The organism is Citrobacter sp. CK202 (genome assembly GCF_030333225.1).
GTDB lineage: Bacteria > Pseudomonadota > Gammaproteobacteria > Enterobacterales > Enterobacteriaceae > Citrobacter_B > Citrobacter_B koseri.
Genome location: NZ_JAOWGI010000025.1, coordinates 220,468 through 243,281 on the forward strand (window position 1 = coordinate 220,468; position 22,814 = coordinate 243,281).

Annotated in this window: 19 protein-coding genes, 1 pseudogene and 1 riboswitch; of the genes and pseudogenes, 8 read left to right on the top strand and 12 right to left on the bottom strand. The window is 52.4% G+C overall.

Annotation, left to right across the window (positions count from 1 at the left end):
- Positions 1–2: 2 nt before the first annotated feature.
- Positions 3–1,370 carry a D-arabinitol 4-dehydrogenase gene (gene dalD / locus OGX84_RS10645; RefSeq protein WP_112001930.1) on the bottom strand — a complete coding sequence of 456 codons (1,368 nt, stop codon included), beginning with the start codon at positions 1,368–1,370 and terminating at the stop codon, positions 3–5.
- 209 nt (positions 1,371–1,579) lie between these two features.
- Here dalD and OGX84_RS10650 point away from each other — a divergent pair, with 209 nt between their 5' ends.
- Positions 1,580–2,521, top strand: coding sequence for a sugar-binding transcriptional regulator (locus OGX84_RS10650; RefSeq protein ID WP_012131669.1), 942 nt, complete (start codon positions 1,580–1,582; stop codon positions 2,519–2,521).
- On the opposite strand, the gene OGX84_RS10655 is transcribed toward OGX84_RS10650, so the two are convergent.
- Positions 2,518–3,549, bottom strand: coding sequence for a LacI family DNA-binding transcriptional regulator (locus OGX84_RS10655; protein ID WP_112001929.1), 1,032 nt, complete (start codon positions 3,547–3,549; stop codon positions 2,518–2,520). The two genes, OGX84_RS10650 and OGX84_RS10655, sit on opposite strands and share 4 nt — an antisense overlap.
- A 164-nt stretch (positions 3,550–3,713) precedes the next feature.
- Between OGX84_RS10655 and OGX84_RS10660 the strand changes: the two genes are divergently transcribed.
- Together OGX84_RS10660 and OGX84_RS10665 are read left to right on the top strand one after the other, a co-directional pair.
- Entirely contained in the window at positions 3,714–4,463 is a 750-nt protein-coding gene (locus OGX84_RS10660; protein WP_165383417.1) for an SDR family oxidoreductase, read from the top strand.
- Between the two features lie 11 nt (positions 4,464–4,474).
- Positions 4,475–6,082: an FGGY family pentulose kinase gene (locus OGX84_RS10665; RefSeq protein ID WP_112001927.1), complete on the top strand. Its 1,608-nt coding sequence runs from the start codon at positions 4,475–4,477 to the stop codon at positions 6,080–6,082.
- A gap of 61 nt (positions 6,083–6,143) precedes the next feature.
- Here OGX84_RS10665 and fbaB read toward each other — a convergent pair whose 3' ends face one another.
- A complete protein-coding gene (gene fbaB / locus OGX84_RS10670; protein ID WP_112001926.1) occupies positions 6,144–7,196 on the bottom strand; it encodes a class I fructose-bisphosphate aldolase in 1,053 nt (350 codons plus the stop codon).
- 252 nt (positions 7,197–7,448) lie between these two features.
- Here fbaB and OGX84_RS10675 point away from each other — a divergent pair, with 252 nt between their 5' ends.
- The 3 genes from OGX84_RS10675 to OGX84_RS10685 are packed head-to-tail and all read left to right on the top strand — an operon-like array spanning position 7,449 to position 10,689.
- Positions 7,449–8,726 (top strand): nucleoside permease, encoded by a 1,278-nt coding sequence (locus tag OGX84_RS10675; RefSeq protein ID WP_047462559.1) that lies wholly within the window; start codon positions 7,449–7,451, stop codon positions 8,724–8,726.
- Positions 8,723–9,727 (top strand): ADP-ribosylglycohydrolase family protein, encoded by a 1,005-nt coding sequence (locus OGX84_RS10680; RefSeq protein WP_049011729.1) that lies wholly within the window; start codon positions 8,723–8,725, stop codon positions 9,725–9,727. The genes OGX84_RS10675 and OGX84_RS10680 overlap by 4 nt, the downstream gene beginning before the upstream one ends.
- On the top strand, positions 9,724–10,689 hold the full coding sequence (locus OGX84_RS10685) for a PfkB family carbohydrate kinase (protein ID WP_112001924.1): 966 nt from the start codon (positions 9,724–9,726) through the stop codon (positions 10,687–10,689). The genes OGX84_RS10680 and OGX84_RS10685 overlap by 4 nt, the downstream gene beginning before the upstream one ends.
- Here OGX84_RS10685 and OGX84_RS10690 read toward each other — a convergent pair.
- From OGX84_RS10690 to thiM, 3 genes are read right to left on the bottom strand one after another with little or no spacing between them, the layout of a single operon-like run.
- On the bottom strand, positions 10,663–11,409 hold the full coding sequence (locus OGX84_RS10690) for a GntR family transcriptional regulator (RefSeq protein ID WP_012131660.1): 747 nt from the start codon (positions 11,407–11,409) through the stop codon (positions 10,663–10,665). The genes OGX84_RS10685 and OGX84_RS10690 overlap by 27 nt on opposite strands.
- A 44-nt stretch (positions 11,410–11,453) precedes the next feature.
- Positions 11,454–12,254: a bifunctional hydroxymethylpyrimidine kinase/phosphomethylpyrimidine kinase gene (gene thiD, locus OGX84_RS10695; protein WP_101744016.1), complete on the bottom strand. Its 801-nt coding sequence runs from the start codon at positions 12,252–12,254 to the stop codon at positions 11,454–11,456.
- On the bottom strand, positions 12,251–13,039 hold the full coding sequence (gene thiM, locus OGX84_RS10700) for a hydroxyethylthiazole kinase (protein ID WP_112001923.1): 789 nt from the start codon (positions 13,037–13,039) through the stop codon (positions 12,251–12,253). Before thiM ends, thiD begins: the two co-directional genes overlap by 4 nt.
- 31 nt (positions 13,040–13,070) lie before the next feature.
- Positions 13,071–13,168, bottom strand: a riboswitch (TPP riboswitch).
- 281 nt (positions 13,169–13,449) lie between these two features.
- Between thiM and rcnB the strand changes: the two genes are divergently transcribed.
- Positions 13,450–13,770 (top strand): Ni(II)/Co(II) efflux transporter accessory subunit RcnB, encoded by a 321-nt coding sequence (rcnB, locus tag OGX84_RS10705; RefSeq protein ID WP_024130186.1) that lies wholly within the window; start codon positions 13,450–13,452, stop codon positions 13,768–13,770.
- 73 nt (positions 13,771–13,843) lie between these two features.
- Here the strand turns inward: rcnB and OGX84_RS10710 are convergent, their stop codons facing one another.
- The 6 genes and pseudogenes from OGX84_RS10710 to apbC form a co-directional block, all read right to left on the bottom strand.
- Positions 13,844–14,824 (bottom strand): fimbrial protein, encoded by a 981-nt coding sequence (locus OGX84_RS10710; protein ID WP_112001922.1) that lies wholly within the window; start codon positions 14,822–14,824, stop codon positions 13,844–13,846.
- A gap of 12 nt (positions 14,825–14,836) precedes the next feature.
- A pseudogene (locus OGX84_RS10715) lies at positions 14,837–17,323 on the bottom strand (fimbrial biogenesis outer membrane usher protein).
- 14 nt (positions 17,324–17,337) lie between these two features.
- Positions 17,338–18,018 carry a fimbrial assembly chaperone gene (locus tag OGX84_RS10720; protein ID WP_110494039.1) on the bottom strand — a complete coding sequence of 227 codons (681 nt, stop codon included), beginning with the start codon at positions 18,016–18,018 and terminating at the stop codon, positions 17,338–17,340.
- 64 nt (positions 18,019–18,082) lie between these two features.
- Positions 18,083–18,616 carry a fimbrial protein YehD gene (yehD, locus tag OGX84_RS10725; protein WP_112001920.1) on the bottom strand — a complete coding sequence of 178 codons (534 nt, stop codon included), beginning with the start codon at positions 18,614–18,616 and terminating at the stop codon, positions 18,083–18,085.
- 278 nt (positions 18,617–18,894) lie between these two features.
- Positions 18,895–19,176 (bottom strand): YehE family protein, encoded by a 282-nt coding sequence (locus OGX84_RS10730; protein ID WP_112001919.1) that lies wholly within the window; start codon positions 19,174–19,176, stop codon positions 18,895–18,897.
- 274 nt (positions 19,177–19,450) lie between these two features.
- On the bottom strand, positions 19,451–20,560 hold the full coding sequence (gene apbC, locus OGX84_RS10735) for an iron-sulfur cluster carrier protein ApbC (RefSeq protein ID WP_012131650.1): 1,110 nt from the start codon (positions 20,558–20,560) through the stop codon (positions 19,451–19,453).
- Between the two features lie 165 nt (positions 20,561–20,725).
- On the opposite strand from apbC, the gene metG reads away from it, so the two are divergent.
- A complete protein-coding gene (metG, locus tag OGX84_RS10740) occupies positions 20,726–22,759 on the top strand; it encodes a methionine--tRNA ligase (RefSeq protein WP_012131649.1) in 2,034 nt (677 codons plus the stop codon).
- The last annotated feature ends 55 nt before the right edge of the window (positions 22,760–22,814 follow it).

Genomic DNA, 22,814 nt, shown 5'->3' on the forward strand with positions numbered 1-22,814 from the left:
TCTCAGTTAATCAGCATGTGAACAGCGGCGATTTTCTCGCGCAGCAGCGCGGCGAAATCATCACGTTCCGTCAGGTCGCCAAACAGCGCTTTATCACTGGCATACGCCGCGATCGGATCGGCGGATTCAAACATGGCATGTACCGCTGGCGCATCCAGAATGCCGTCCTGGTACTCATAAGGCAGCGTGCCCTTGTGCCACTGCTCCATGAAGACGTAAAACAGTGCGGGCAGCATAGCGGTAGCGTTCGGCCGTGCACCACGCTGATAGCACTCGCGCAGCGTCGGCGCAATCATCGCCGGGATTTTCGAGAATCCGTCGGCGGCAACGCGCTGGTTGGTATCCTGAATATGCGGGTTGGTAAAACGCTTAAGCACCACATCACGATAGGTCGGGAGATCGATGCCGTTATCTCCCAGGCAAGGGATCACGTCTTCCGTCACGTAGCGGTCGGCAATCTGGTAGATAAAGTCCGTCAGGGTGCTTTCATGAATATACTGCTGGCCGATTAACGTACCCGCCCACGCAATGCAGCTATGTGATGAGTTGAGGATGCGGATTTTTGCCTCTTCATACGGGATAACAGACGTCACCAGCTCCACACCGACATTTTCCAGCGCAGGACGCACATCGCGGAAACGATCTTCAACCACCCACTGGATAAAGGTTTCGCCCATTACCGGCGCTTTATCATCAATGCCCGTCTGCGCTTTGATACGCGCCGGAAGATCGGCTGCCGGACGCGGCGTGATGCGATCCACCATCGTATTCGGGCAGGTCGCATTGGCGCTAAGCCAGTCAATCACCGCCTGTTTGCCGGTCAGCTGTAAAAACTCAACCAGACCATCGTGGAACCGTTCACCGTTGTGGCGCACGTTGTCGCAGTTGAGCAGCGTCAGCGGCCCTGCGTTATTGGCCATACGCGCTTCCAGAATGCGGGTAATGACGCCGTAAATCGTTTTACAGCCGCCGTTGAGATCGCTCGCCAGATCGGGGTTATTCACTTCCAGCTTGTGGCTGGTGTTCAGGTAGTAGCCCCCTTCCGTCACGGTAAAGGCAATCACTTTGGTCTGCGCTCTGGCGCCTTCGGCAATCAGCGGCTGCAAATCCGCCTGCCACGGCAGCAGTTTCTGAATCGACGTGATCTCTTCGTACTCACGTTCGCCCTCCGGGCTGACCGTTTCCAGCACATAACGACCGTTTTGCGCCGCCAGCGCCTGCACAACGTGCTCGGCGTCATTGCGAATATTGCCGGCGGCAATGTGCCAGCGCGTATCGCCGGAAGCGATCAGACGATGCAGATACCACGCCTGATGGGCGCGGTGAAAAGAACCTAAGCCAATATGAAGCCATGTGTATTGATCGTTCATTGTTCTGCTCTCCAGTGAGGTTATGCCTGCACTCTAGTCGATCATTTGTATTAAATAAGAGCCGCAGATCACAAAAGAGCAATTGCTCTATAAAATTACAAATGACCACAAAAGAGCAAAGAGCTTGCCTCAATCCTGAGCACCCGCCAGAATGACCTTATCGGTTGAGGGAAATTAACGCCCCAACGCCACTCTTAAGGTAGGGAAACGTGAGCAAAGAAGATGACATCAGGCTGGATCAGAAAGTCCGGGCCGCATGGATGTACTACATTGCGGGTTTAAACCAAAGTGAGATAGCCAGCCAGCTTGGGACGTCAAGACCGGTGGTACAACGCCTTATCGCTGCGGCGAAAGAGGAAGGCATTGTTTCGATTGGTCTGCACCATCCTGTCGCGAACTGCCTCGATTACGCGCAGCTTTTGCAGGAAAAGTATCAGTTAATTAACTGCAATATTGTTCCCGCCTACAGCAGCGAAAGCACCCTCGACAGCGTAACCTTTGGCTGTTATCAACTGATGGCCCGCTACTTACAGGGCGACAAACCGACGGTAGTCGGCATTGGTTCCGGGTTGACGCTGAAAAAAACCATCAAACGCATTGATTTCGACAGTCGCAATACGCGCTGCGTGGCGTTGATCAGCGCCATGAACGAACACGGACAATGTAACTATTACGACGACGTCCCGCTGTTGCTGGCGCGTAAAATTCAGGGCAAATATTACCAGTGGCCCGCGCCACGCTATGCGCAATCCTGTGATGAATACGAGATGTGGTGCACCAGCCGTCTGTTTCGCAACGTCTCTGCCGTCGCCGAAGCGTCGGAGGTCATTTTTGTCGGCATCGGCGCGCTGGGGAAACAGAGCCCTATCTTCAAAGACGGTTTTATCAATGAGGCGCAACTGGACGAACTGACCGCGCGCGGCGGCGTAGGAGAAATACTTGGCCGCTTTATTGACGCAGACGGCAACGTAGTGGATAGCCTCATCAACCGCTACATCACCAGCTACGATATACGCCAGAGCCAGTGTCCGCGTATTGCGGCGGCCTGCGGTGAAGATAAGCGCCCTGCTATCCTCGCCGCACTGAAAGGCGGCTGGATCAACGGTCTGGTCACCGATGAACATACCGCGCGCTGGTTGCTGACACGCTAACGCACCATGTTCTGGCTGGCGATCAATTCCGGCGGGATCTCAATACGACGTATTGTGGTGTCGCCGGAATCCACAATCTCAAACACTTTGTCCAGCATGGCTGGCACATCCTGGCGCACCATATCGATATCATGCCCCAGCAGAGAGACAAACGGGTCCCAGTCAAAACAGCCCATTGGCGGCTGATGGCTTCCCGTCTGCCCGTTCTGCGCCAGCCAGCGCACCACCCCTTCGAGCGAAATTGTCGAATTAACAAACAGCCCCGGCAGCGGAATATCAGGCGACGGGTAGACCGATTTCAGTAGCCCTTCCACCCTTGCGGAAGAATACCCCGTGACCAGTTGCTGCGTTTCCGGCACCGTCAATCCATGCGCTTTATGCGCGTCGAGGAAGCCGCGCAAGCGTTCGGCGGTGTTGTTATCGGTGATTCGCCCCCCCACAAACGTCAGCGGAGCCAAAACGCCATACCGCTTTTGGCTGCTGGCGAGAATGCTTTCCGTCAGCGCTTTAGCCCCCGCATAGTTATCCGAAATAATCGACGGCGCCAACGTTCCGGGCAGATCGAGGTTCAGCGTGGGCACACCCGCCTGATGACACATCTGCGCGATCTTATCCGGGTGCGTCGCCCCGGTGGCGATAACCCAGTCCACCTGCCAGGAGAGCATCGCCCTCGCCGCTTCAACCTCCAGCTCCGGTTGACGCCGCGTACAGGTAATGATGGGCAGCAGCCCCCTGGCACGCGCCATCTCTTCAAACTTTTCAGCAATGGAGCCAAAGTAGCGGTTGTCGTATTTCGGGACAATCATCCCGATGACATTCGATTTCTTACTGCGAAGCAGGCTGGCCTGTCGGTTCACCGCATATCCCTGCTCTTCAGCAATCCGGGTCACCTTCTCCGCCAGCTTTGCGCTAATGCGTCGCTTCTTCCAGTTGCCATTCAAAATTGCGCTCACCGCGCTGGCGGAAACCCCGGTTAACTCAGCCAGGTCGTAGATGGTTGTTTTCTTCGTTTTCTCAACGCGCGTCACAAAATCGCCTCTTCATTTTGAATGTCTCTTGCTGAGGAAATAAACAAGTGCTAGATCAGCTTCATCGATTGAGCAATATGCTTCACACGCCAGTCAGAACGCCCCCGTTCTTCGCGCAGAAGCAAATACACCTTAAAAATCACCTATGCATAAAGGATTATAAAATGAATCACTCTGTCCCCTCCATGAATACTTCCCTCAACGGCAAGGTTGCAGCCATTACCGGCGCAGCCTCCGGTATCGGCCTTGAGTGCGCGAAAACCCTGCTTGCCGCAGGAGCAAAAGTGGTCCTGATCGACCGCGAAGGCGAGAAGCTGAAGAAAATCGTCGCGGAACTGGGCGATAACGCGTTTGCGCTGCAAATCGACTTGTTCAATACCGGGCAGGTCGACAACATGCTGGCAGGCATTATCGAGCTGGCCGGTGGGCTGGATATTTTCCATGCTAACGCAGGCGCTTACATTGGCGGGCCGGTCGCCGAGGGCGATCCTGACGTCTGGGATCGCGTACTGAACCTCAACATCAATGCCGCATTTCGCTGCGTCCGCGCCGTATTGCCGCATATGATTGCGCAAAAATCCGGCGATATCATTTTCACCAGTTCTATCGCTGGCGTTGTACCGGTCATCTGGGAACCTATTTACACGGCCTCCAAATTTGCCGTTCAGGCCTTTGTCCATACGACCCGCCGTCAGGTGTCCGAACATGGCGTACGCGTCGGAGCGGTGCTGCCGGGGCCGGTAGTGACCGCGCTGCTGGACGACTGGCCGCAGGCGAAAATGGAAGAAGCGCTGGCAAATGGCAGCCTGATGCAGCCGATCGAAGTCGCAGAATCGGTACTGTTTATGGTCACTCGTTCGAAAAACGTCACTGTTCGCGATCTGGTTATCCTCCCCAACAGCGTTGATCTGTGAGGAAAAGCGCCATGAACAGCTTACAGAAAACCGTTATCGGCGTGGATGTTGGTTCAGGCAGCGTCCGCGCAGGTATCTTCGACCTGAGCGGCACGTTGCTCTCTCATGTCACGCAAAAAATCACTACCACTCACCGGAGCGGCAGCCGCGTGGAGCAGTCCAGCCAGGAGATCTGGCAGGCCGTTTGTCACTGCATCCGGGAAGCGCTCAGGCAGTCCGGCGCGGCGCCGGAAAGCGTGGCGGGGATCGGTTTCGACGCCACCTGCTCGCTGGTGGTTCTGGATAAAAACGGCGCGCCGCTCCCCGTGAGCGCCGAAGGCGATGCGGCGCAAAACATCATCGTCTGGATGGACCATCGCGCGACTGAACAGGCTGAACGCATTAACGCCAGCCAACATCCGGTGCTGAACTATGTCGGCGGGAAAATCTCACCGGAAATGGAAACGCCTAAGATTTTATGGCTGAAGGAAAATCGCCGCGAGGTGTACGAAAACGCATGGCAATTTTTCGACCTTGCAGACTTCCTGACCTGGCGCGCCACCGGCGACCTTGCCCGCTCCATCTGTACAGTCACCTGCAAATGGACCTGGCTTGCTCATGAAAACCGCTGGGACCCGGACTATTTCCGCACGATCGGGCTGGCAGAACTGGCTGATGACGAGTTTGCCCGCATCGGGCAGCGCATCGTGCCGCCGGGTACGCCCTGTGGCGACGGCTTAACCGCGCAGGCGGCGCAGGAGATGGGCCTGCCTGCGGGCACGCCGGTCGCCGTGGGTCTGATTGACGCCCATGCGGGCGGCATCGGGACTGTCGGCGTTGAAGGCGGCGCCCTCAATAATATGGCATATGTGTTTGGCACCTCATCCTGCACCATGACTTCAACGAACGATCCCGTTTTCGTTCCCGGCGTCTGGGGGCCGTATTACTGCGCGATGGTGCCAGGGCTCTGGCTTGTTGAGGGAGGGCAAAGCGCCGCGGGCGCGGCTATCGATCAGCTATTGGCGTTTCATCCCGCCGCCGAAGACGCGCGGAAACTGGCGCAGGAGGCAGGATTACCGCTGCCGGTTTATCTTGCCGATCGGGTGTCAGAAAAAGCGCCGCAGGCATCGGACGCCATCACGCTGGCGGCGGGTATTCATGTTGTACCGGAGTTTTTAGGCAACCGCGCGCCGTTTGCCGACCCGCACGCACGCGCCGTTATTTGCGGATTGGGTATGGAACGCGACCTGGACAATTTACTGGCGTTGTATGTGGCGGGACTGTGCGGTATCGGTTACGGTTTGCGGCAAATTATTGATGCGCAGAATGCCTGCGGCGTACGGAATAAAAATATCGTGATTAGCGGCGGTGCGGGTCAGCACCCTCTGGTGCGGCAACTATTAGCCGATACCTGCGGACTTCCGGTATTAACCACCCAGTGCAGCGAGCCCGTTTTATTAGGTTCCGCAATCCTTGGCGCCGTCGCCGGAAATATTTCCCCCTCGGTTGCCGAGGCCATGACGCAGTTTACACATGTGGATACCTGTTATTACCCACAGACAGCGTATCAGCCATTGCATCATCGTCGTTACGAGGCCTATAAGCAGTTGCAACATACGGCGAAAATGCTCAGAGAGTGATTTTTGCGCCGTCCTGATAACCAATACCCCTCCCCGAAAACCTGGGGAGGGGTACGTGACATCAGGCAATCGTCACTTTATTGTCCAGGTAGACGTCCTGCACGACGTTAATCAGTTTCACGCCATCCGCCATTGTTTTCTTGAAGGCTTTACGCCCCAGAATCAGGCCCATACCGCCCGCGCGTTTGTTGATAACCGCAGTACGCACAGCGTCGCTGAGATCGGTCTCGCCGCCCGCCGCGCCGCCGGAGTTAATCAGCCCCGCGCGCCCCATATAGCAGTTGGCTAACTGGTAACGCACCAGATCGATAGGGTTATCGCTGGTCAGCTTGCTGTAAACACGATCGTCGGTGTAACCGAAATTCACCGCCTTATAGCCACCGTTATTTTCCGCCATTTTTTGTTTGACGATATCCGCGCCAATCGTCGCCGCCAGGTGGTTAGCCTGCCCGGTCAGGTCGGCGGAAACGTGGTAATCCACGCCGTCTTTTTTAAATGCAGAGTTACGCAAGTATGCCCACAGGACGGTCACCATCCCCAGCTCATGCGCACGTTCAAAAGCGGCGGAAATCTCTTCAATCTGACGACGCGACTGCTCAGAACCGAAGTAAATGGTCGCGCCAACGGCCACGGCGCCCAGATTGAACGCCTGCTCAACGCTGGCATAGAGCGTTTGATCGTACTCCGTTGGGTAGCTCAACGTCTCGTTGTGGTTCAGTTTGACGAGGAACGGAATGCGGTGCGCATAACGGCGTGAAACCGATGCCAGTACCCCATACGTCGAGGCCACGCAGTTACAGCCTGCTTCAATAGCCAGTTCGACGATATTCTTTGGATCAAAATAAAGCGGGTTTGCGGCAAACGACGCCCCGGCAGAATGTTCAACGCCCTGATCGACGGGCAGAATGGAGAGGTAGCCCGTTCCGGCCAGACGTCCGGTATTATACAGCGTCTGCATGTTACGCAGTACGGCAGGCGGACGGTTGTTATCAACCATCACGCGGTCTACGTAGTCATGTCCGGGTAAATAAAGTTGGTCAGAAGGAATGGTCATACAACGATGCTGTAAAAGGCTGTCGGCGTCTTTGCCAAGCAACTGCGCAATATCAGTCATAACTATGCTCCCGTAAGTTCCGATTGAGTACCGGAATGTGGATTGTCCTGACCCGCGTTTTGCGGGCAGCAATAAGCCTGGTACTGACCGGCCATTTTTTCCATCTGTAGCGCATTTTTCAGCGCTATCTGCTGGCACGTTTCAGGTACGAAAAAGTGTTACAGCAGTCAAATTTACGCCTCAAAGGTATTTAAAAGGTATTATTAAGTGGTACTGTCATCGCGTACCTTACCTGTCATGAAGGATTTAACGATGAAAACTACAGTGAAACTGTCGTTCATGATGTTCGTGGAGTGGTTTATCTGGGGCGCCTGGTTCGTCCCCCTCTGGCTTTGGCTGAACAAAAGCGGTTTTAGCGCCGGAGAAATCGGCTGGTCTTACGCATGTACCGCGATTGCCGCCATTCTCTCGCCGATTCTCGTCGGCTCACTGACTGACCGCTTTTTCTCCGCACAAAAAGTGCTGGCGGTGCTGATGTTCGCAGGCGCAGTCCTGATGTATTTCGCCGCGCAGCAAACAACATTCGCCGGGTTCTTCCCGCTGCTGCTGGCCTATTCCTTAACCTATATGCCCACTATTGCGCTGACGAACAGCATCGCCTTCGCCAACGTACCGGACGTCGAGCGCGATTTCCCACGCATTCGCGTGATGGGCACCATTGGCTGGATCGCATCCGGGCTGGCGTGCGGCTTCTTACCGCAAATGCTGGGCTATAACGATATTTCGCCAACCAATATTCCGCTGTTGATCACCGCAGGCAGTTCCGTCCTGCTGGGCGCCTTTGCGTTCTTCCTGCCGGATACGCCGCCAAAAAGCACCGGCAAGCTGGACATTAAAGTTATGCTGGGGCTGGATGCGCTGATCCTGCTGCGCGATAAAAACTTCCTGGTCTTTTTCTTCTGCTCGTTCCTGTTTGCGATGCCGCTGGCGTTCTACTACATCTTCGCGAATGGCTATCTGACGGAAGTCGGCATGAAAAACGCCACCGGCTGGATGACGCTGGGCCAGTTCTCCGAAATCTTCTTTATGCTGGCGTTACCCTTCTTCACGAAGCGCTTTGGCATTAAAAAGGTCTTACTGCTTGGTCTTATCACTGCGGCAATCCGCTACGGTTTTTTTGTTTACGGCGGCGCGGAAGAATATTTCACCTATGCCCTGCTGTTTCTTGGCATTTTGCTGCACGGCGTCAGTTACGACTTCTACTATGTTACGGCCTATATCTATGTCGATAAAAAAGCGCCTGTGCATATGCGTACTGCCGCTCAGGGGTTGATCACCCTCTGCTGTCAGGGGTTTGGCAGCCTGCTGGGCTACCGTCTCGGCGGCGTGATGATGGAAAAAATGTTTGCCTATAAAGAGCCGGTAAACGGCCTCACCTTCAACTGGGCGGGCATGTGGACATTCGGGGCGGTGATGATCGCCGTGATTGCCGTGTTGTTTATGATTTTCTTTCGCGAATCCGACAAAGAGATCACTGCGATTAAAGTGGACGATCGCGATATTGCGCTGACACAAGGGGAAGTTAAATGAAAGCTGAACGTATTCTCGGTGCCCTTTATGGGCAGGCGTTAGGGGATGCGATGGGAATGCCGTCGGAGCTATGGCCCAGAACGCGCGTAAAAGCACATTTTGGCTGGATTGATCGCTTTCTGCCCGGCCCTGCGGAAAATAACGCGGCCTGCTATTTTAACCGCGCTGAATTTACTGACGATACGTCGATGGCGCTGTGTCTGGCGGATGCGTTGCTGGAGCGCGACGGGCAGATCGACCCGGACCTGATTGGCCGTAACATTCTGGACTGGGCGCTGCGCTTTGACGCCTTTAATAAGAACGTTCTTGGCCCGACGTCGAAAATTGCGCTGAACGCCATTCGTGACGGCAAGCCCGTTGCTGAACTGGAAAACAACGGCGTGACCAACGGGGCGGCCATGCGCGTTTCCCCACTGGGGTGTTTGCTTCCGCCACGCGATCTGGATGCGTTTATTGATGATGTGGCCCTGGCCTCCAGCCCGACGCATAAGTCAGACCTGGCTGTTGCTGGTGCGGTCGTTGTGGCATGGGCTATCTCACGCGCGATTGAAGGTGATTGCTGGTCTGATATTGTCGATTCGCTACCGGCTATCGCCCACTATGCGCAGCAAAAACGCATCACGACCTTTAGCGCCTCGCTCTCCGCTCGCCTGGAGATCGCACTGAAGATCGTCCATGACGCGAACGGCATTGAATCCGCCAGTGAGCAGCTTTACCAGGTGGTTGGCGCGGGCACCAGCACCATTGAATCGGTGCCCTGCGCCATCGCAATGGTCGAGCTGGCCAACACCGACCCTAACCGCTGCGCCATTCTGTGCGCCAATCTCGGCGGCGACACCGACACCATTGGGGCGATGGCAACGGCGATTTGTGGCGCGCTGCACGGCGTGGAGGCCATCGAGCCTGCGCTGAAAGACGAGCTGGACGCGGTAAACCAACTGGACTTCATGCGCTATGCCACCGCGCTGGCGCGCTATCGCCAGCAGCGGGAGGCGGTATGAACACAACGCGCCTGCGGGCGTTGCTGCCCGATTTAGCCCGCCGCCAGCCGGTGACGGTCGTGGGCGCTGCGGTCATTGATGTGATTGCCGATGCTTACGCGCTGCCCTGGCGTGGCTGCGATATTGAGCTTAAACAGCAAGGCGTCAACGTCGGCGGCTGCGCGCTCAATATCGCCGTCGCCTTAAAGCGTCTGGGGATTGATGCCAGTAATGCCCTGCCCCTCGGTCAGGGCGTATGGTCAGACATTATCCGTCATCGCATGGCGAAAGAGGGGTTACACAGCCTGATCGACAACGCAGAGGGAGACAACGGCTGGTGTCTGGCGCTGGTAGAACCGGATGGCGAACGCACGTTTATGTCGTTCAGCGGCGTTGAGAACCAATGGAATGCCGACTGGCTGGCGCAGCTGACAATTCCGCCCGACAGTTGGATCTACTTTTCCGGTTATCAACTCGCCTCGCCATGCGGCGAACTGCTGGTGAGCTGGCTGGAAGGGTTAGAGCGCGTGACACCGTTTATCGACTTCGGGCCGCGAATCGGCGACATTCCCGACCCGCTAATGGCGCGGATTATGGCCTGCCATCCGCTGATATCGCTGAACCGTCAGGAGGCAGACATTGCTGCCGAACGGTTTGGCTTTAGTCATGAACCCGACGCGTTTGGCGCCGCCTGGCTTGCGGCGTTTGCCTCACCGGTTATTGTCCGCCACGATAAAGACGGGGCATGGTATTTCAGCCAGCAATCATCCGGCTGCGTGCCGGCATTTGCCACAACGGTCGTCGATACCATTGGCGCGGGAGACAGCCACGCGGGAGGCATGCTGGCCGGGCTGGCATCCGGCTGGGCGCTTGCAGACGCGGTGCTGCTGGGGAACGCAGTCGCCTCCTGGGTGGTAGGCCATCGCGGCGGCGATTGCGCGCCAACGCGCGAGGCGCTACTCCTCGCACACAAAAACGTATAGATCGCTGCGACAGTAGCTGATGCTGTATTCAATGGGCCGCTGTTGCTGGTCAAGCGCCACCTGCTTGATCACCAGCACCGGCACTTTGCTGTCCATCTGAATATGTGACTGAAATTCCGCATCCGGCATGCGCGCGCTGACGCGAGAGCGTGTACGTTGCGGAAAGATATGCTGGCTGCGGAAATAGTCATACAGCGAGATCCCGATGGCGTCCGCATCATGAATCAGGTGCGCAGGCACCCAGGACTCCTCAATGGACACCGCATCCTCATCCACATAACGGATACGTTTGAGCAAGAACACATCGCTGCCTGCGGCGATCGCCAGCTGCTGCGCCACCTCATCCGGGCATTTCACTACCCGCTTGTTGACCCACAGGGTATCCGGCTTTTTACCGCGCAATACCACCTGCTGCGAAAAGCCGCGCGCCTCTTTCAGGGAATATTCGAAGATGTTATTAATCTGCGTTCCGTAGCCACGGGCGCGGGTCACGACGCCTTCTTCTTCCAACGCCTGCATTGCCTTGCGCACCGTAATACGCGAAACGCCGGTCAACTGGCTGAGATCGCGCTCGCCGGGCAAAATGTTGCCATGCTCAAGAATCCCGCTGCGAACGGCATTTTTGACCGTCTCGGCAAACTTCCTGTACAGCGGCGTGTTATCCACCGCGGCAATTCGTTCATTCAGTTGCGCGATAAGCCGGGTATGCGCTTGTTCCATTTATCTTTTTCCAGGCCGACAAGTCTGGGATCAGTATACTACCATTACCACCACGCGTGGAAATGATGTACCGGGCCAATCCCCTCGCCTACCTCCAGCGTATCCGCCTGGGCTAACGCCGCCGAAAGCCAGGTTTTTGCTTCCTGCACCGTATCGGCCCAGTTGCTATGGCGCGGGCGCAGCGCCGCCAACGCCGCCGACAGCGTACACCCGGTGCCGTGGGTATTTTTGGTCATCACCCGTGGGGCGGTAAAACGCTGCTCCCCTTCACGGGTAAAGAGCCAGTCCGGGCTTTGCGCATCATCCAGATGACCACCTTTCATCAGCACGGCGCCACAGCCCAGCGCCAGTAGCGCACGCCCTTGTTCCAGCATTTCCTGCTCCGTGCGGGCGTGCGGCGCATTCAGCAATGCCGCGGCCTCCGGCAGATTCGGCGTGATAATCGACACCTGCGGCAATAGCCGGCTGCGCAACGTTTCCACCGCCGACGGAGAAAGCAGCGGATCGCCGCTTTTCGCCAGCATCACCGTATCCAGCACCACGTTTTGCACCTGGTGACGCTGCAAACGCTCTGCAACAGCTTCAACAATATCCGTTTCCGCCAGCATACCGATTTTGGTGGTGTCGATACGCACATCGCTGAAGACAGAATCCAGCTGCGCTGCGACAAAATCTGGCTCAATGCGGTACACCGACTGCACGCCTCGGGTATTTTGCGCCACCAACGCCGTAATGACGGAGCAACCATACGCGCCCAGCGCCGAAAAGGTCTTCAAATCGGCCTGAATCCCGGCGCCGCCGCTTGGGTCAGTGCCTGCAATGGTTAACGCGTTAATCCGTTTCATACCTGCTCCTCCGCATTAAGGTGATACAGCGCATCAAGAAAAGCCGGAATAAAGCTCCCGGGCCCCTGACTGCGTTCGGCAGCAGACTGCCCGGCCTGTTTCATCCAGCTACAGGCTGACGCCACATTGTCCAGCGTATTTCCCGGCAGCGCGCAACTGGCCGCCACAATCGCAGATAAGGCGCATCCCGTCCCGACAACGCGCGTCATCAGCACATCGCCGCCGGTAACGCTGACGGTACGCTGCCCGTCGGTGACATAATCCACCTCCCCCGTTACCGCAACGACGGCCCCCGTCTGACGCGCCAGCGCCTGAGCGGCCGGTAACGCCGATACCGCCGTATCGGTGGTATCCACTCCACGCCCGCCCGCCGCTAATCCAGCCAGGGCGAGGATCTCCGAGGCATTGCCGCGTATTGCCCTGGGATTAAGAGACAGCAGTTCCAGACAGAAACGGCGGCGATAATCGAGCGCGCCAACCGCCACGGGATCAAGCGTCCAGGGGGTTTTCGCTATATGGGCCTGCTCTGTCGCAGCGCGCATGGCCTCCGCGCGCGACCGGGTCAGCGTGCCGACGTTAATCAGTAACGCACTGGCGATAGCAGCAAACTGGCGCGCCTCTTCGGGCTCAATCACCATCGCCGGTGAGGCGCCTGATGCCAGTAATGTATTGGCGGTAAAGTTCTGCACGACGTCGTTCGTCATACAGTGGGTCAGCGGAGAAAGGATACGAAATTGTTGTAAGGTATGGGCCGCAAGCGCGCGGCGGTGCAGGTCAGGCTGCATGGTTCAGCTCCTGCCCGCGTGAAGAAGGGACACGAGCAGTGTCAGACTTCCCTACGCTGGCATTATCCAGATCAGGTAATACGGGTATGTCTCAGCCCTTCGTGAAAAGGGGCACCCCGAGTCGTTGAAACCGAAGCATTTATTATGCATGTTTCGCCAACAGGATACTGGGTGCGTCAGGGGATGTAAATCAGCGAAATGCCGATATCGCTGGCTCCAGCTCAGGTCAGATAGTTCCCAAAACCGTCATTCGTGATGTGAACTGCCTACGGCATGTGTTGCTTGCGCGCGCTTTCGTTTACACTTTTTACGAAATTATTGGCGTGATAACAAAATAGTTCTTGTCAGACTTGCTACACAGTGAGAATGATACACGACTGATTTTTATGACCCGAATACGTGGAGAGTTTATGGGTATGAAGAATAAATTTTTAATGGGCGCACTGCTGCTGGCAACCAGCGCAGTCTGGGCCGCACCCGCCGCAACGGGGATTGATCAGTACGAATTGAGCAGCTTTGTTGCCGACTTTACCCATTTCAAACCTGGCGATACCGTTCCTGAGCTGTACCGCACCGACGAGTACAATATTAAGCAATGGAAGCAACGCAATCTGCCAGCGCCCGACGCAGGAACCCACTGGACCTATATGGGCGGCGCTTATGTACTGATTAACGACACCGACGGCAAAATTATCAAAGCCTACGACGGCGAGATTTTTTATCATCGGTAAATGCTTTACTGTAAAAACAACAGACAAAACACGTCCTTTCATTCAGAAAAGGACGCGTTTTCAGAGAAATGACTTAATCATATGAAACAGCAAATATTACTTTGCTTTGCAAATTTCCAGGTCGTAATGGTTCGTTGCTGACTCTGACATATTTTGCGGTGATCGGGATAGTATACTTATCCTCAATACTGGTCATTTTTACCATTGTTCTTAGTATATCACCCTGCATTAAAGGCGTAGTACCTGAGCCACTGTATATCTGAAACCCCACACCTTTTGCACCCTCCGTCAGCGTATTTTTAAGTATCGTGCCGTTTTCATTCCAGTCACCATGAGAAACGTTGAAACTCACTGGATTAGTCGTAACATTATATACGCTATCACAGTTTAAAATCAGATTCGTGGTTCCTGTTTTCGTATTATTTCCAGTTATTATCTCATTTAATGTTGTTTCTGGCATCGCAATAACATATTGATTCTGTGAAAAATGGCAGGTCGTAGGTTTATGTTTTACTGTAAAAATAATGTTTTGTAAATAAGAAACATTACTGTTTAGCTTTCCCGTTATCCAACAAAGAATCCATGAGAAAAGATTATTATTACAGGTATTATCAGTAAGAATGCTGATAGCAGGACGGTTTAAGTTAATGCTATTACCTGAAACGGTTAAGTCCGCAGTTCCAGACTTTATATAGTTCGCTTCAAGCGTAAACGACTTCGTATTGATCACATTATCTGTTGTAGTCTCCTGGTTACCAATCGTAACGGGAAACCCATTTCCAGTCAGCTTTAATTGCATAAAAATGGATTTCTGCGACCCTGTCCCTTTAAACTCAACGATATAATTTTGTAAAGGCGTCGCATAGTACATCTTGTCGCTTGACGCATTACAGGTAAACGTATCATGTAAATTAGTTTTGACAGGAATCACCGCAGCACCTGATGTCATATCTATTTCAATAGATTGTTGTGCGGTTGTGTTATTCCCTAGTGAACATTTAGCCTGTGATAAGACAGGGAATAACAGTAATAATATTAACCAATACTTATTCATAGCAAGTCCTTTTCATCGGCAAATATAGGTCTTATTCTCATCAATTACGCCATCAAAAGTAATAATGCAAAACAATCCTTGCTGTTTGTTTGTCGCGACTTTCAAAGAGGCAGGAACATTATCTGTACGGATAAAGAGGCGACTTCCTTGCCCAACTAAGCCAACATTTTTCCCGGAATGATCTTCTACTTCATAACCGAAGGTTAATGGAGAACCATCTGGACGTCGCGCCAGAAAATACCAGGGCTTGCGCCTGTCGGTTTCAAACTCAGCTAACACAACCGCACCACGATAAGGCACAATCCCCTTACGATTACCGCGTAGTTCGACATCACTGTAGGTATGGGAAAGATCCAACGTTAAAAAGTTTTCACGATATGGCGTCAGACTGTCATATATGGCATACCCATTCTTGTCCGTGGTCAGATAACGGTGACCTTGCACTGCTGCCCCTTCTAACCCAGGCGCTTTAATAATGGCAAGTGTATCTGAGAGGCGGTTGGTTAAATGTATGCCATCAGACCAGGCGACAATTCCCCCCTGGATATTCCCACCAGCCTACCGGTATTTATTAGACTGGCTATAGCTGGCGCCTACCGTCGCAACCGGCGCTCGCCACGTCAGGTTTCCACCTGCGCTTGTTTCATTATTTTGCCGCTGATGCGCAAGATTCGCGCCATAGCTAAATTGATCTCGACCACCCGCAATGCCGCTTAGGCTGGTATTATTCGACTGATAGCCTTCGTTATCAAACGTCGTTGAGTTTGAAACAAAGATATCGCGTTTCGTTGCCGTGACGCCATCGCCCCAGGAGAATGGGATGGAAATATAAATATTAAGACGCTTATCCTCCCGATTATCCTCATCATAACTCTGACTCGCAGACAAGGTATAACTAATACGCCGCCAGTCATTAGAATAACTCAACTGATAATCCTTTCCGCTGCCATTGCGTCCCCAATAATCACGCCATAATCCGCTCAGTGCCAGGTTCCCCCATCCCTCTGGTAACCCCTGGTTTATATTGACAGAAAAACTATTCTTACGACCAAAATCATTTTGGTAATAATCAGTGATGTCATACACATCATTGTTATCCCGATGATAGCTGTTTTTATTATTCGCCCAGACATGATCATTAAATGAACGGTAATCACGTGAAGAATAACGATAGGCTGCTAACGCGAACTGCGTACCTGTTTGTGAAACATATTTATTCCACGCTATCTGATAACTTTGACCATTAAAAACATCACCATTATCCTGTTTACTATGAGACTGAGTGGCATCCACAGAAACAGCACCAATATGTGTATTCCACCCTGTGCCTAATGTAAAGGCCTGGTAATGGTCAGACAGCATAGTGCCACCATATAATGTCAGTAGATTATTTAATCCATACTGATAATTGGCTTGCAAAAAATCCGTCTGCTTTGTCGCGCCTTCTATATGGCTACGCCCTGCCGCAATATCGTATTTTGATACGCCAGACTGTAGCATATTAGGTACAGATGAATAAGGCACAAGATAATGGGAAACTGAACCATCAGCTTCTTTTACACTGACATCCAAATCGGCACCACCTCCAGCAAGCTGTAGATCGGCAATCGCAAATGGGCCAGGCGGAACCTCTTTTTGATAGACAATAAAGCCATTCTGTTCAATGGTTACTAAAGCATGACTTTGTGCAATACCACGAACAATGGGTGTAAAGTTTTGTTTCGAATTGGGCAGCATTTGCATATCACGCCAGATACGTATCCCGGTGAAACGTACAGAGTCAAACAGATCGGTTCCGGTATACATATCTCCGGCACGTAGCGTTCCTAATATTTCAGGGATGCCACGTTCCATATACAATGTATTATTTTTCCATTCTCCGCTGTCATCATTACTTTTCGTGAAGTTTGCATTCGAATGTAACTGCCAGCCAAACAGATTTAGCCCACTGTTCAGACTTACGTAGCTGCTTTCATCATTACCACCACTTTTATAATTACTGTAATACTGACTGGCATAATAAGACATGTATAGAGCATTAATGCCCCGATCCCAGGTTTCAGGTAACATATAACCCGGCTCGTATTCATTCACGTAGGCATGAGGCACCGTCAAATTTAGAGCAAACTGACTGATATCATAGCTAATATCCCCCCCCTGAACTGCGGCTCGTAGCGATACACAATCAACTTTCTTATCCACTTGAAGACCATCGGACTTAATACCAATCTGATGCAACTGAGCTATAGACAAGCAAGTATCATCAGGATCATCCTGGATATTTAATTCGTAACGGCCACGCCACTGATTGTTAAGATAAACATCCATATCATAAAGACCCGGCATCGGTTTATCTCCGTCGATCTGATAACGGGAAACCTTTTCACCTTTTAATCCGCCAAACATAAAGTGTGTGTCAAATGTTTCGGTTTCTCCCCATACCGGGGATATCACCAGCACAGAAAGGATCGCTAACGTAATGGAGTTTATCTTTAACATAACCAATCCTTGGGCTATCTATCCGTTTTTACTTTCTCACTCAAATAATTACCATGATCATCAATAAGTGTGACAGTATAATGATTAACGCCAACAGAAGTGCTTACTAATTTATCTGACCAGGGTGCAAGCACATAAGTTTCTTTATTAATTTTGGTTTTTCCAACAATTTCAGGGATGGTAATCCAGTTTGCTGAATTATTTTTGATGTTTATGCCGTTGTATGATTTACTAATCCGCAGACGAGAAAAGCTATTTTTATCTACAGAAGAAATTCCTTGTGGACGGTAGATAAACTTCACACGGTTTTGCATCGCAAATTTGATTACATTTTTCCCTTCCGTTTCTGCTGAATTTGGCGGGATATCCAACACATTGAGAAAGAACAGACTTTCACGATCACCCGGCAATCTATTCTCAAGTAATTTAATCTTCAGTTGTTGGCCAGAACCCGCAATCACTCGGGCGACTGGCGGTGACAGAACAAATGGCACCTGAATTTTTTCAGGTGGCAAACTGGTATCGCCGTCATCAATCCATGACTGCACCAACGCGCTACGCGTACCTTCATTCATTAACTGTACAGTAATTTCTTTTTTCTGGGCTGGATAAATAATCCGTGTGCCGTAAATATAAATACCTGCCCACGCAGGCATTACAGCACCAGCCAATAATAATACCATTATCTTTCTCATGGTTAACTCACCTTATTATCAGAGAAATCGGCGGCGACAAAACGCCGCCGACTAAAAGGGTGTGTTAATCAGTTACTACCGTCAGCGTCAAAGAGGAGCTCACCTCACCCGCAGTTACATTATTTTGTCCAGCCAGATTAGCATAACGCGCTGAGAAGCTAAGCTCATATTTCCCATCATCACTTTTATCCAGGGAAATACCATTATCTGCATTAACCTTATTCCCGTCATAATAGACAGAGAAACCAGCGCCATTGTTTGATGCAGTATTCCGTGTAACAGAGGTATGTGAACTATCAAACTGTGAACGGGAGAAGGTAATACGAGGTGCATTATCACCCGTACACTCAACTTTCAACGGCGTGATAGTGGAGTTAGAATATCCATCATAAACGCCGCCAGCATTCAGTATATTTAAACGGTCCACCCCCACCTGGTTCATATCAATCTTTGCAGTTGCATCACCAACAAATTTACATGTTGTGCCAACAACTTTACCCGTAATAATCAGTTCGCCATAATCTGCATCCGCCGCAAAAACCCCGGCACTCATAAAAATAGCAGACAATACGGAGGCAGCAATAATTGAACGTTTCATAGTATCTTCCTTAATAAATGAATTTCTATTTGTTAAGAGGGATTAACTCTTGAAACTAAATTCGCACACACAAAACGTTATCGCAATGTAAACGTGTTGTTTTGTTGATTTAAAACAATTTACAGAATGCAATATAATTACAACAAATAAGTTGTACTAATTATCATTTTTAGAATTTATTAATAATCGTGATTTATCATTAAATACATTCAAAATATAAATATAAAAGCCCACGTCATTCATGTGAATGATGTGGGCTTTCTCGTATTCACGTTATTTTAGTCGTAGCGGTTTAGGACTATCTGGCGAGCAGAGCCTCCAGGCAGGGTGATAACTTCCGTTACAACGCCTCTGACCGGCATTGAGGCCGTTTCTCCTGCGTTTGTCAGATAGGTGTTATTACCGCAACGCTGTTGCAACTGAGTATCCACAACATCAGCGTGACAGGTGGGGGTCGTGACGCTTCCGCTAATCGTGAGCGTCGCGGTATCAGAGGCAAAAACAGGAGAACTCATTCCATAAGCCAGAACTATAATTCCCATCAGCAAAGGATTCTTCATGTTTAGCGTTAATCCTGTCGTAAAAGAGAGCACAGCACAGTTTATCTTCACGGGAAATTATGCTCGCTGGTTCATTGTAAGACCAATCGAGATAATAAATTAATAAGATAGCTATGATCAATTCAAATGATGTATTTGGCGATTTTTTAAGAAAAGCGCCCAAATAATGAAGGGAAAATAAATAATAGTGTGATGATTATTTCATTAATATATTCACCGCATCAATATATTTCTGATGCGGTGAATAGCAGTCATCCTGACGGTTCAGGCGAAATTAAACCGCGCGGAAAGCTATTTCTCCGGGAATAACCTCACCCTGCCAGTACAGTTGCGCCGCAACGCGCCCTGCCAGCTCGCGGTATATCGCGGTAAACTCACTGTCGGGACGGCTGATTACCGTCGGCGTTCCGCGATCGAGATCTTCACGCAGGCTGATATGCAACGGCATCTGCCCCAGCAGTTGCGTACGGTACTGCTCGGCCAGTTTCTGTGCGCCGCCGGTGCCAAAAATTGGCTCATGGTGACCGCAGTTGCTACAGATATGCATACTCATGTTTTCAACAATCCCGAGCACCGGTACTTCGACCTTCTCGAACATCACAATGCCTTTTTTGGCGTCAATAAGCGCGATGTCCTGCGGCGTGGTAACGACAACCGCGCCTGTAACCGGAATGTTCTGCGCCAGCGTCAATTGAATGTCACCGGTTCCCGGCGGCATATCCAGTACCAGGTAATCCAGATCCGGCCACAACGTTTCCTGCAACATCTGCATCAGCGCTTTGCTGGCCATCGGGCCGCGCCATACCATCGCATTGTCATCCGTCACCAGATAGCCGATGGAGTTGGTCGCCAGACCGTGAGACATAATCGGCGCCATATGGGTGCCATCCGGCGAAGTTGGACGCTGATTCTCAGCCCCCAGCATAGTCGGGATAGACGGGCCGTAGATATCGGCATCCAGAATACCGACTTTCGCCCCTTCCGCCGCCAGCGCTAACGCCAGGTTAACAGCGGTAGACGATTTTCCCACGCCGCCTTTACCGGAACTGACGGCGATAATGTTCTTCACGCCGTTAATGCCAGGCTGATTTTTAACGCGCTTCAGCGTCGCGATGTTATGCGACAGCTTCCAGTCAATGGCTTTCGCGCCCGTAATCCGCAGTAAATCGGCGCTGCATTGCTCTTTTAACACCTCAAACGCGCTGTGCCAGACAAACGGCATGACCAGCTCAACGTGCAGCGTGTCATCCAGCCAGGCGACATGGTGCAACGCTTTCAACGTCGTCAGGTTATGCTTCAGGGTTGGGTGCTGAAAATTCGCCAGCGTCCCGGCGACCATCGCGCGCAGGGTCTCTGGTGATTTAGCCTGGGATTGTGCGTTCATCCCGACTCCTTTTTATCGTTATGAAAAGTACAATTGTAACTTTCTAGTTTACTCCTGCGGTAATAATTATTCATTTATGGATTAATGCCCTTATCACTTGGCGTAGTTATTCCCTTTCAGGTAACATCAGAACCCCCTTTTACTAGAGAAGAAGTAATACCTACTATGACTCAAGTCGCGAAGAAAATTCTGGTAACGTGCGCGCTGCCGTACGCCAACGGCTCCATCCACCTCGGCCATATGCTGGAGCACATCCAGGCTGATGTCTGGGTCCGTTACCAGCGAATGCGCGGCCACCAGGTCAACTTCATCTGCGCGGACGACGCACACGGCACCCCTATCATGCTGAAAGCACAGCAGTTGGGTATTACGCCAGAGCAGATGATTGGTGAAATGAGTCAGGAGCATCAGACTGATTTCGCAGGCTTTAACATCAGCTATGACAACTACCACTCAACGCACAGCGAAGAGAACCGCGAGCTGTCCGAGCTGATTTACACCCGCCTGAAAGAGAACGGTTTCATTAAGAACCGCACCATCTCTCAGCTCTACGATCCAGAAAAAGGCATGTTCCTGCCGGATCGTTTTGTAAAAGGCACCTGCCCGAAATGTAAGTCTCCAGACCAGTACGGCGATAACTGCGAAGTGTGCGGCGCGACCTATAGCCCGACCGAGCTTATCGAGCCGAAATCCGTGGTTTCCGGCGCTACGCCGGTGATGCGTGACTCTGAGCACTTCTTCTTTGACCTGCCCTCTTTCAGCGAAATGTTGCAGGCGTGGACCCGCAGCGGCGCGTTGCAGGAGCAGGTGGCGAACAAAATGCAGGAGTGGTTTGAATCCGGCCTGCAACAGTGGGATATCTCCCGTGACGCGCCATACTTCGGTTTTGAAATCCCGAATGCGCCGGGCAAATTTTTCTACGTCTGGCTGGATGCGCCGATCGGCTACATGGGTTCATTCAAGAATCTGTGCAACAAGCGCGGCGATCTGACCAGCTTTGACGACTACTGGAAGAAAGATTCTGACGCCGAGCTGTACCATTTCATCGGTAAGGATATCGTTTACTTCCACAGCCTGTTCTGGCCGGCCATGCTGGAAGGCAGCGGTTTCCGCAAACCGACCAACCTGTTCGTTCACGGCTATGTAACGGTGAACGGCGCGAAGATGTCTAAATCGCGCGGCACCTTTATTAAGGCCAGCACCTGGCTGAACCATTTTGACGCCGACAGCCTGCGCTATTACTACACGGCGAAGCTCTCTTCCCGCATCGATGACATCGACCTGAATCTGGAAGACTTCGTGCAGCGCGTCAACGCGGATATCGTCAACAAGGTCGTCAACCTGGCTTCCCGTAACGCGGGCTTTATCAACAAGCGTTTCGATGGCGTACTGGCTGCTGAACTGGCCGATCCCGCGCTGTACAAAACCTTCACCGACGCAGCAGCGGTCATCGGCGAAGCGTGGGAAAGCCGCGAATTCGGTAAAGCGATCCGTGAAATTATGGCGCTGGCGGACATGGCTAACCGCTATGTTGATGAACAGGCGCCGTGGGTTGTCGCGAAACAGGAAGGCCGCGATGCCGACCTGCAGGCGATCTGCTCGATGGGCATCAACCTGTTCCGCGTGCTGATGACGTACCTGAAGCCGGTTCTGCCAACGCTGAGCGAACGTGTGGAAGCGTTCCTGAACACCGAGCTGAGCTGGGATGCAATCGCGCAACCGCTGCTGGGCCACAAGGTTAACGCCTTCAAAGCGCTGTATAACCGCATCGACATGAAACAGGTCGATGCGCTGGTTGAAGCCTCGAAAGAAGAGGTGAAAGCGGCGGCGGCGCCAGTTACCGGCCCGCTGGCAGACGACCCGATTCAGGAAACCATTACCTTTGACGATTTCGCTAAGGTCGATCTGCGCGTGGCGCTGATTGAAAACGCTGAGTTCGTTGAGGGTTCTGACAAACTGCTGCGTCTGACGCTGGATCTGGGCGGCGAAAAGCGCAACGTCTTCTCCGGCATCCGTTCCGCGTACCCTGACCCGCAGGCGCTGATTGGTCGCCATACGGTGATGGTCGCCAACCTGGCTCCGCGTAAAATGCGCTTCGGCATCTCTGAAGGGATGGTGATGGCCGCCGGTCCTGGCGGAAAAGATATCTTCCTGTTAAGCCCGGATGACGGTGCGAAGCCTGGCCAACAGGTGAAATAAACAAAAAAGCCGGAGACATTCTCCGGCTTTTTTATTCCAGTACGCCAGCGAATCA

Coding starts and splice junctions, on each gene's coding strand:
- thiM (WP_112001923.1), bottom strand. CDS start 13,039: ATGCAGCCTGACCTGCACCGCCGCGCGCTTGCGGCCCATACCTTACAA.
- OGX84_RS10720 (WP_110494039.1), bottom strand. CDS start 18,018: ATGAGAAAGATAATGGTATTATTATTGGCTGGTGCTGTAATGCCTGCG.
- dalD (WP_112001930.1), bottom strand. CDS start 1,370: ATGAACGATCAATACACATGGCTTCATATTGGCTTAGGTTCTTTTCAC.
- OGX84_RS10690 (WP_012131660.1), bottom strand. CDS start 11,409: ATGGAACAAGCGCATACCCGGCTTATCGCGCAACTGAATGAACGAATT.
- thiD (WP_101744016.1), bottom strand. CDS start 12,254: ATGAAACGGATTAACGCGTTAACCATTGCAGGCACTGACCCAAGCGGC.
- OGX84_RS10675 (WP_047462559.1), top strand. CDS start 7,449: ATGAAAACTACAGTGAAACTGTCGTTCATGATGTTCGTGGAGTGGTTT.
- OGX84_RS10665 (WP_112001927.1), top strand. CDS start 4,475: ATGAACAGCTTACAGAAAACCGTTATCGGCGTGGATGTTGGTTCAGGC.
- OGX84_RS10685 (WP_112001924.1), top strand. CDS start 9,724: ATGAACACAACGCGCCTGCGGGCGTTGCTGCCCGATTTAGCCCGCCGC.
- OGX84_RS10660 (WP_165383417.1), top strand. CDS start 3,714: ATGAATCACTCTGTCCCCTCCATGAATACTTCCCTCAACGGCAAGGTT.
- metG (WP_012131649.1), top strand. CDS start 20,726: ATGACTCAAGTCGCGAAGAAAATTCTGGTAACGTGCGCGCTGCCGTAC.
- OGX84_RS10730 (WP_112001919.1), bottom strand. CDS start 19,176: ATGAAGAATCCTTTGCTGATGGGAATTATAGTTCTGGCTTATGGAATG.
- OGX84_RS10710 (WP_112001922.1), bottom strand. CDS start 14,824: ATGAATAAGTATTGGTTAATATTATTACTGTTATTCCCTGTCTTATCA.
- yehD (WP_112001920.1), bottom strand. CDS start 18,616: ATGAAACGTTCAATTATTGCTGCCTCCGTATTGTCTGCTATTTTTATG.
- rcnB (WP_024130186.1), top strand. CDS start 13,450: ATGGGTATGAAGAATAAATTTTTAATGGGCGCACTGCTGCTGGCAACC.
- apbC (WP_012131650.1), bottom strand. CDS start 20,560: ATGAACGCACAATCCCAGGCTAAATCACCAGAGACCCTGCGCGCGATG.
- OGX84_RS10680 (WP_049011729.1), top strand. CDS start 8,723: ATGAAAGCTGAACGTATTCTCGGTGCCCTTTATGGGCAGGCGTTAGGG.
- fbaB (WP_112001926.1), bottom strand. CDS start 7,196: ATGACTGATATTGCGCAGTTGCTTGGCAAAGACGCCGACAGCCTTTTA.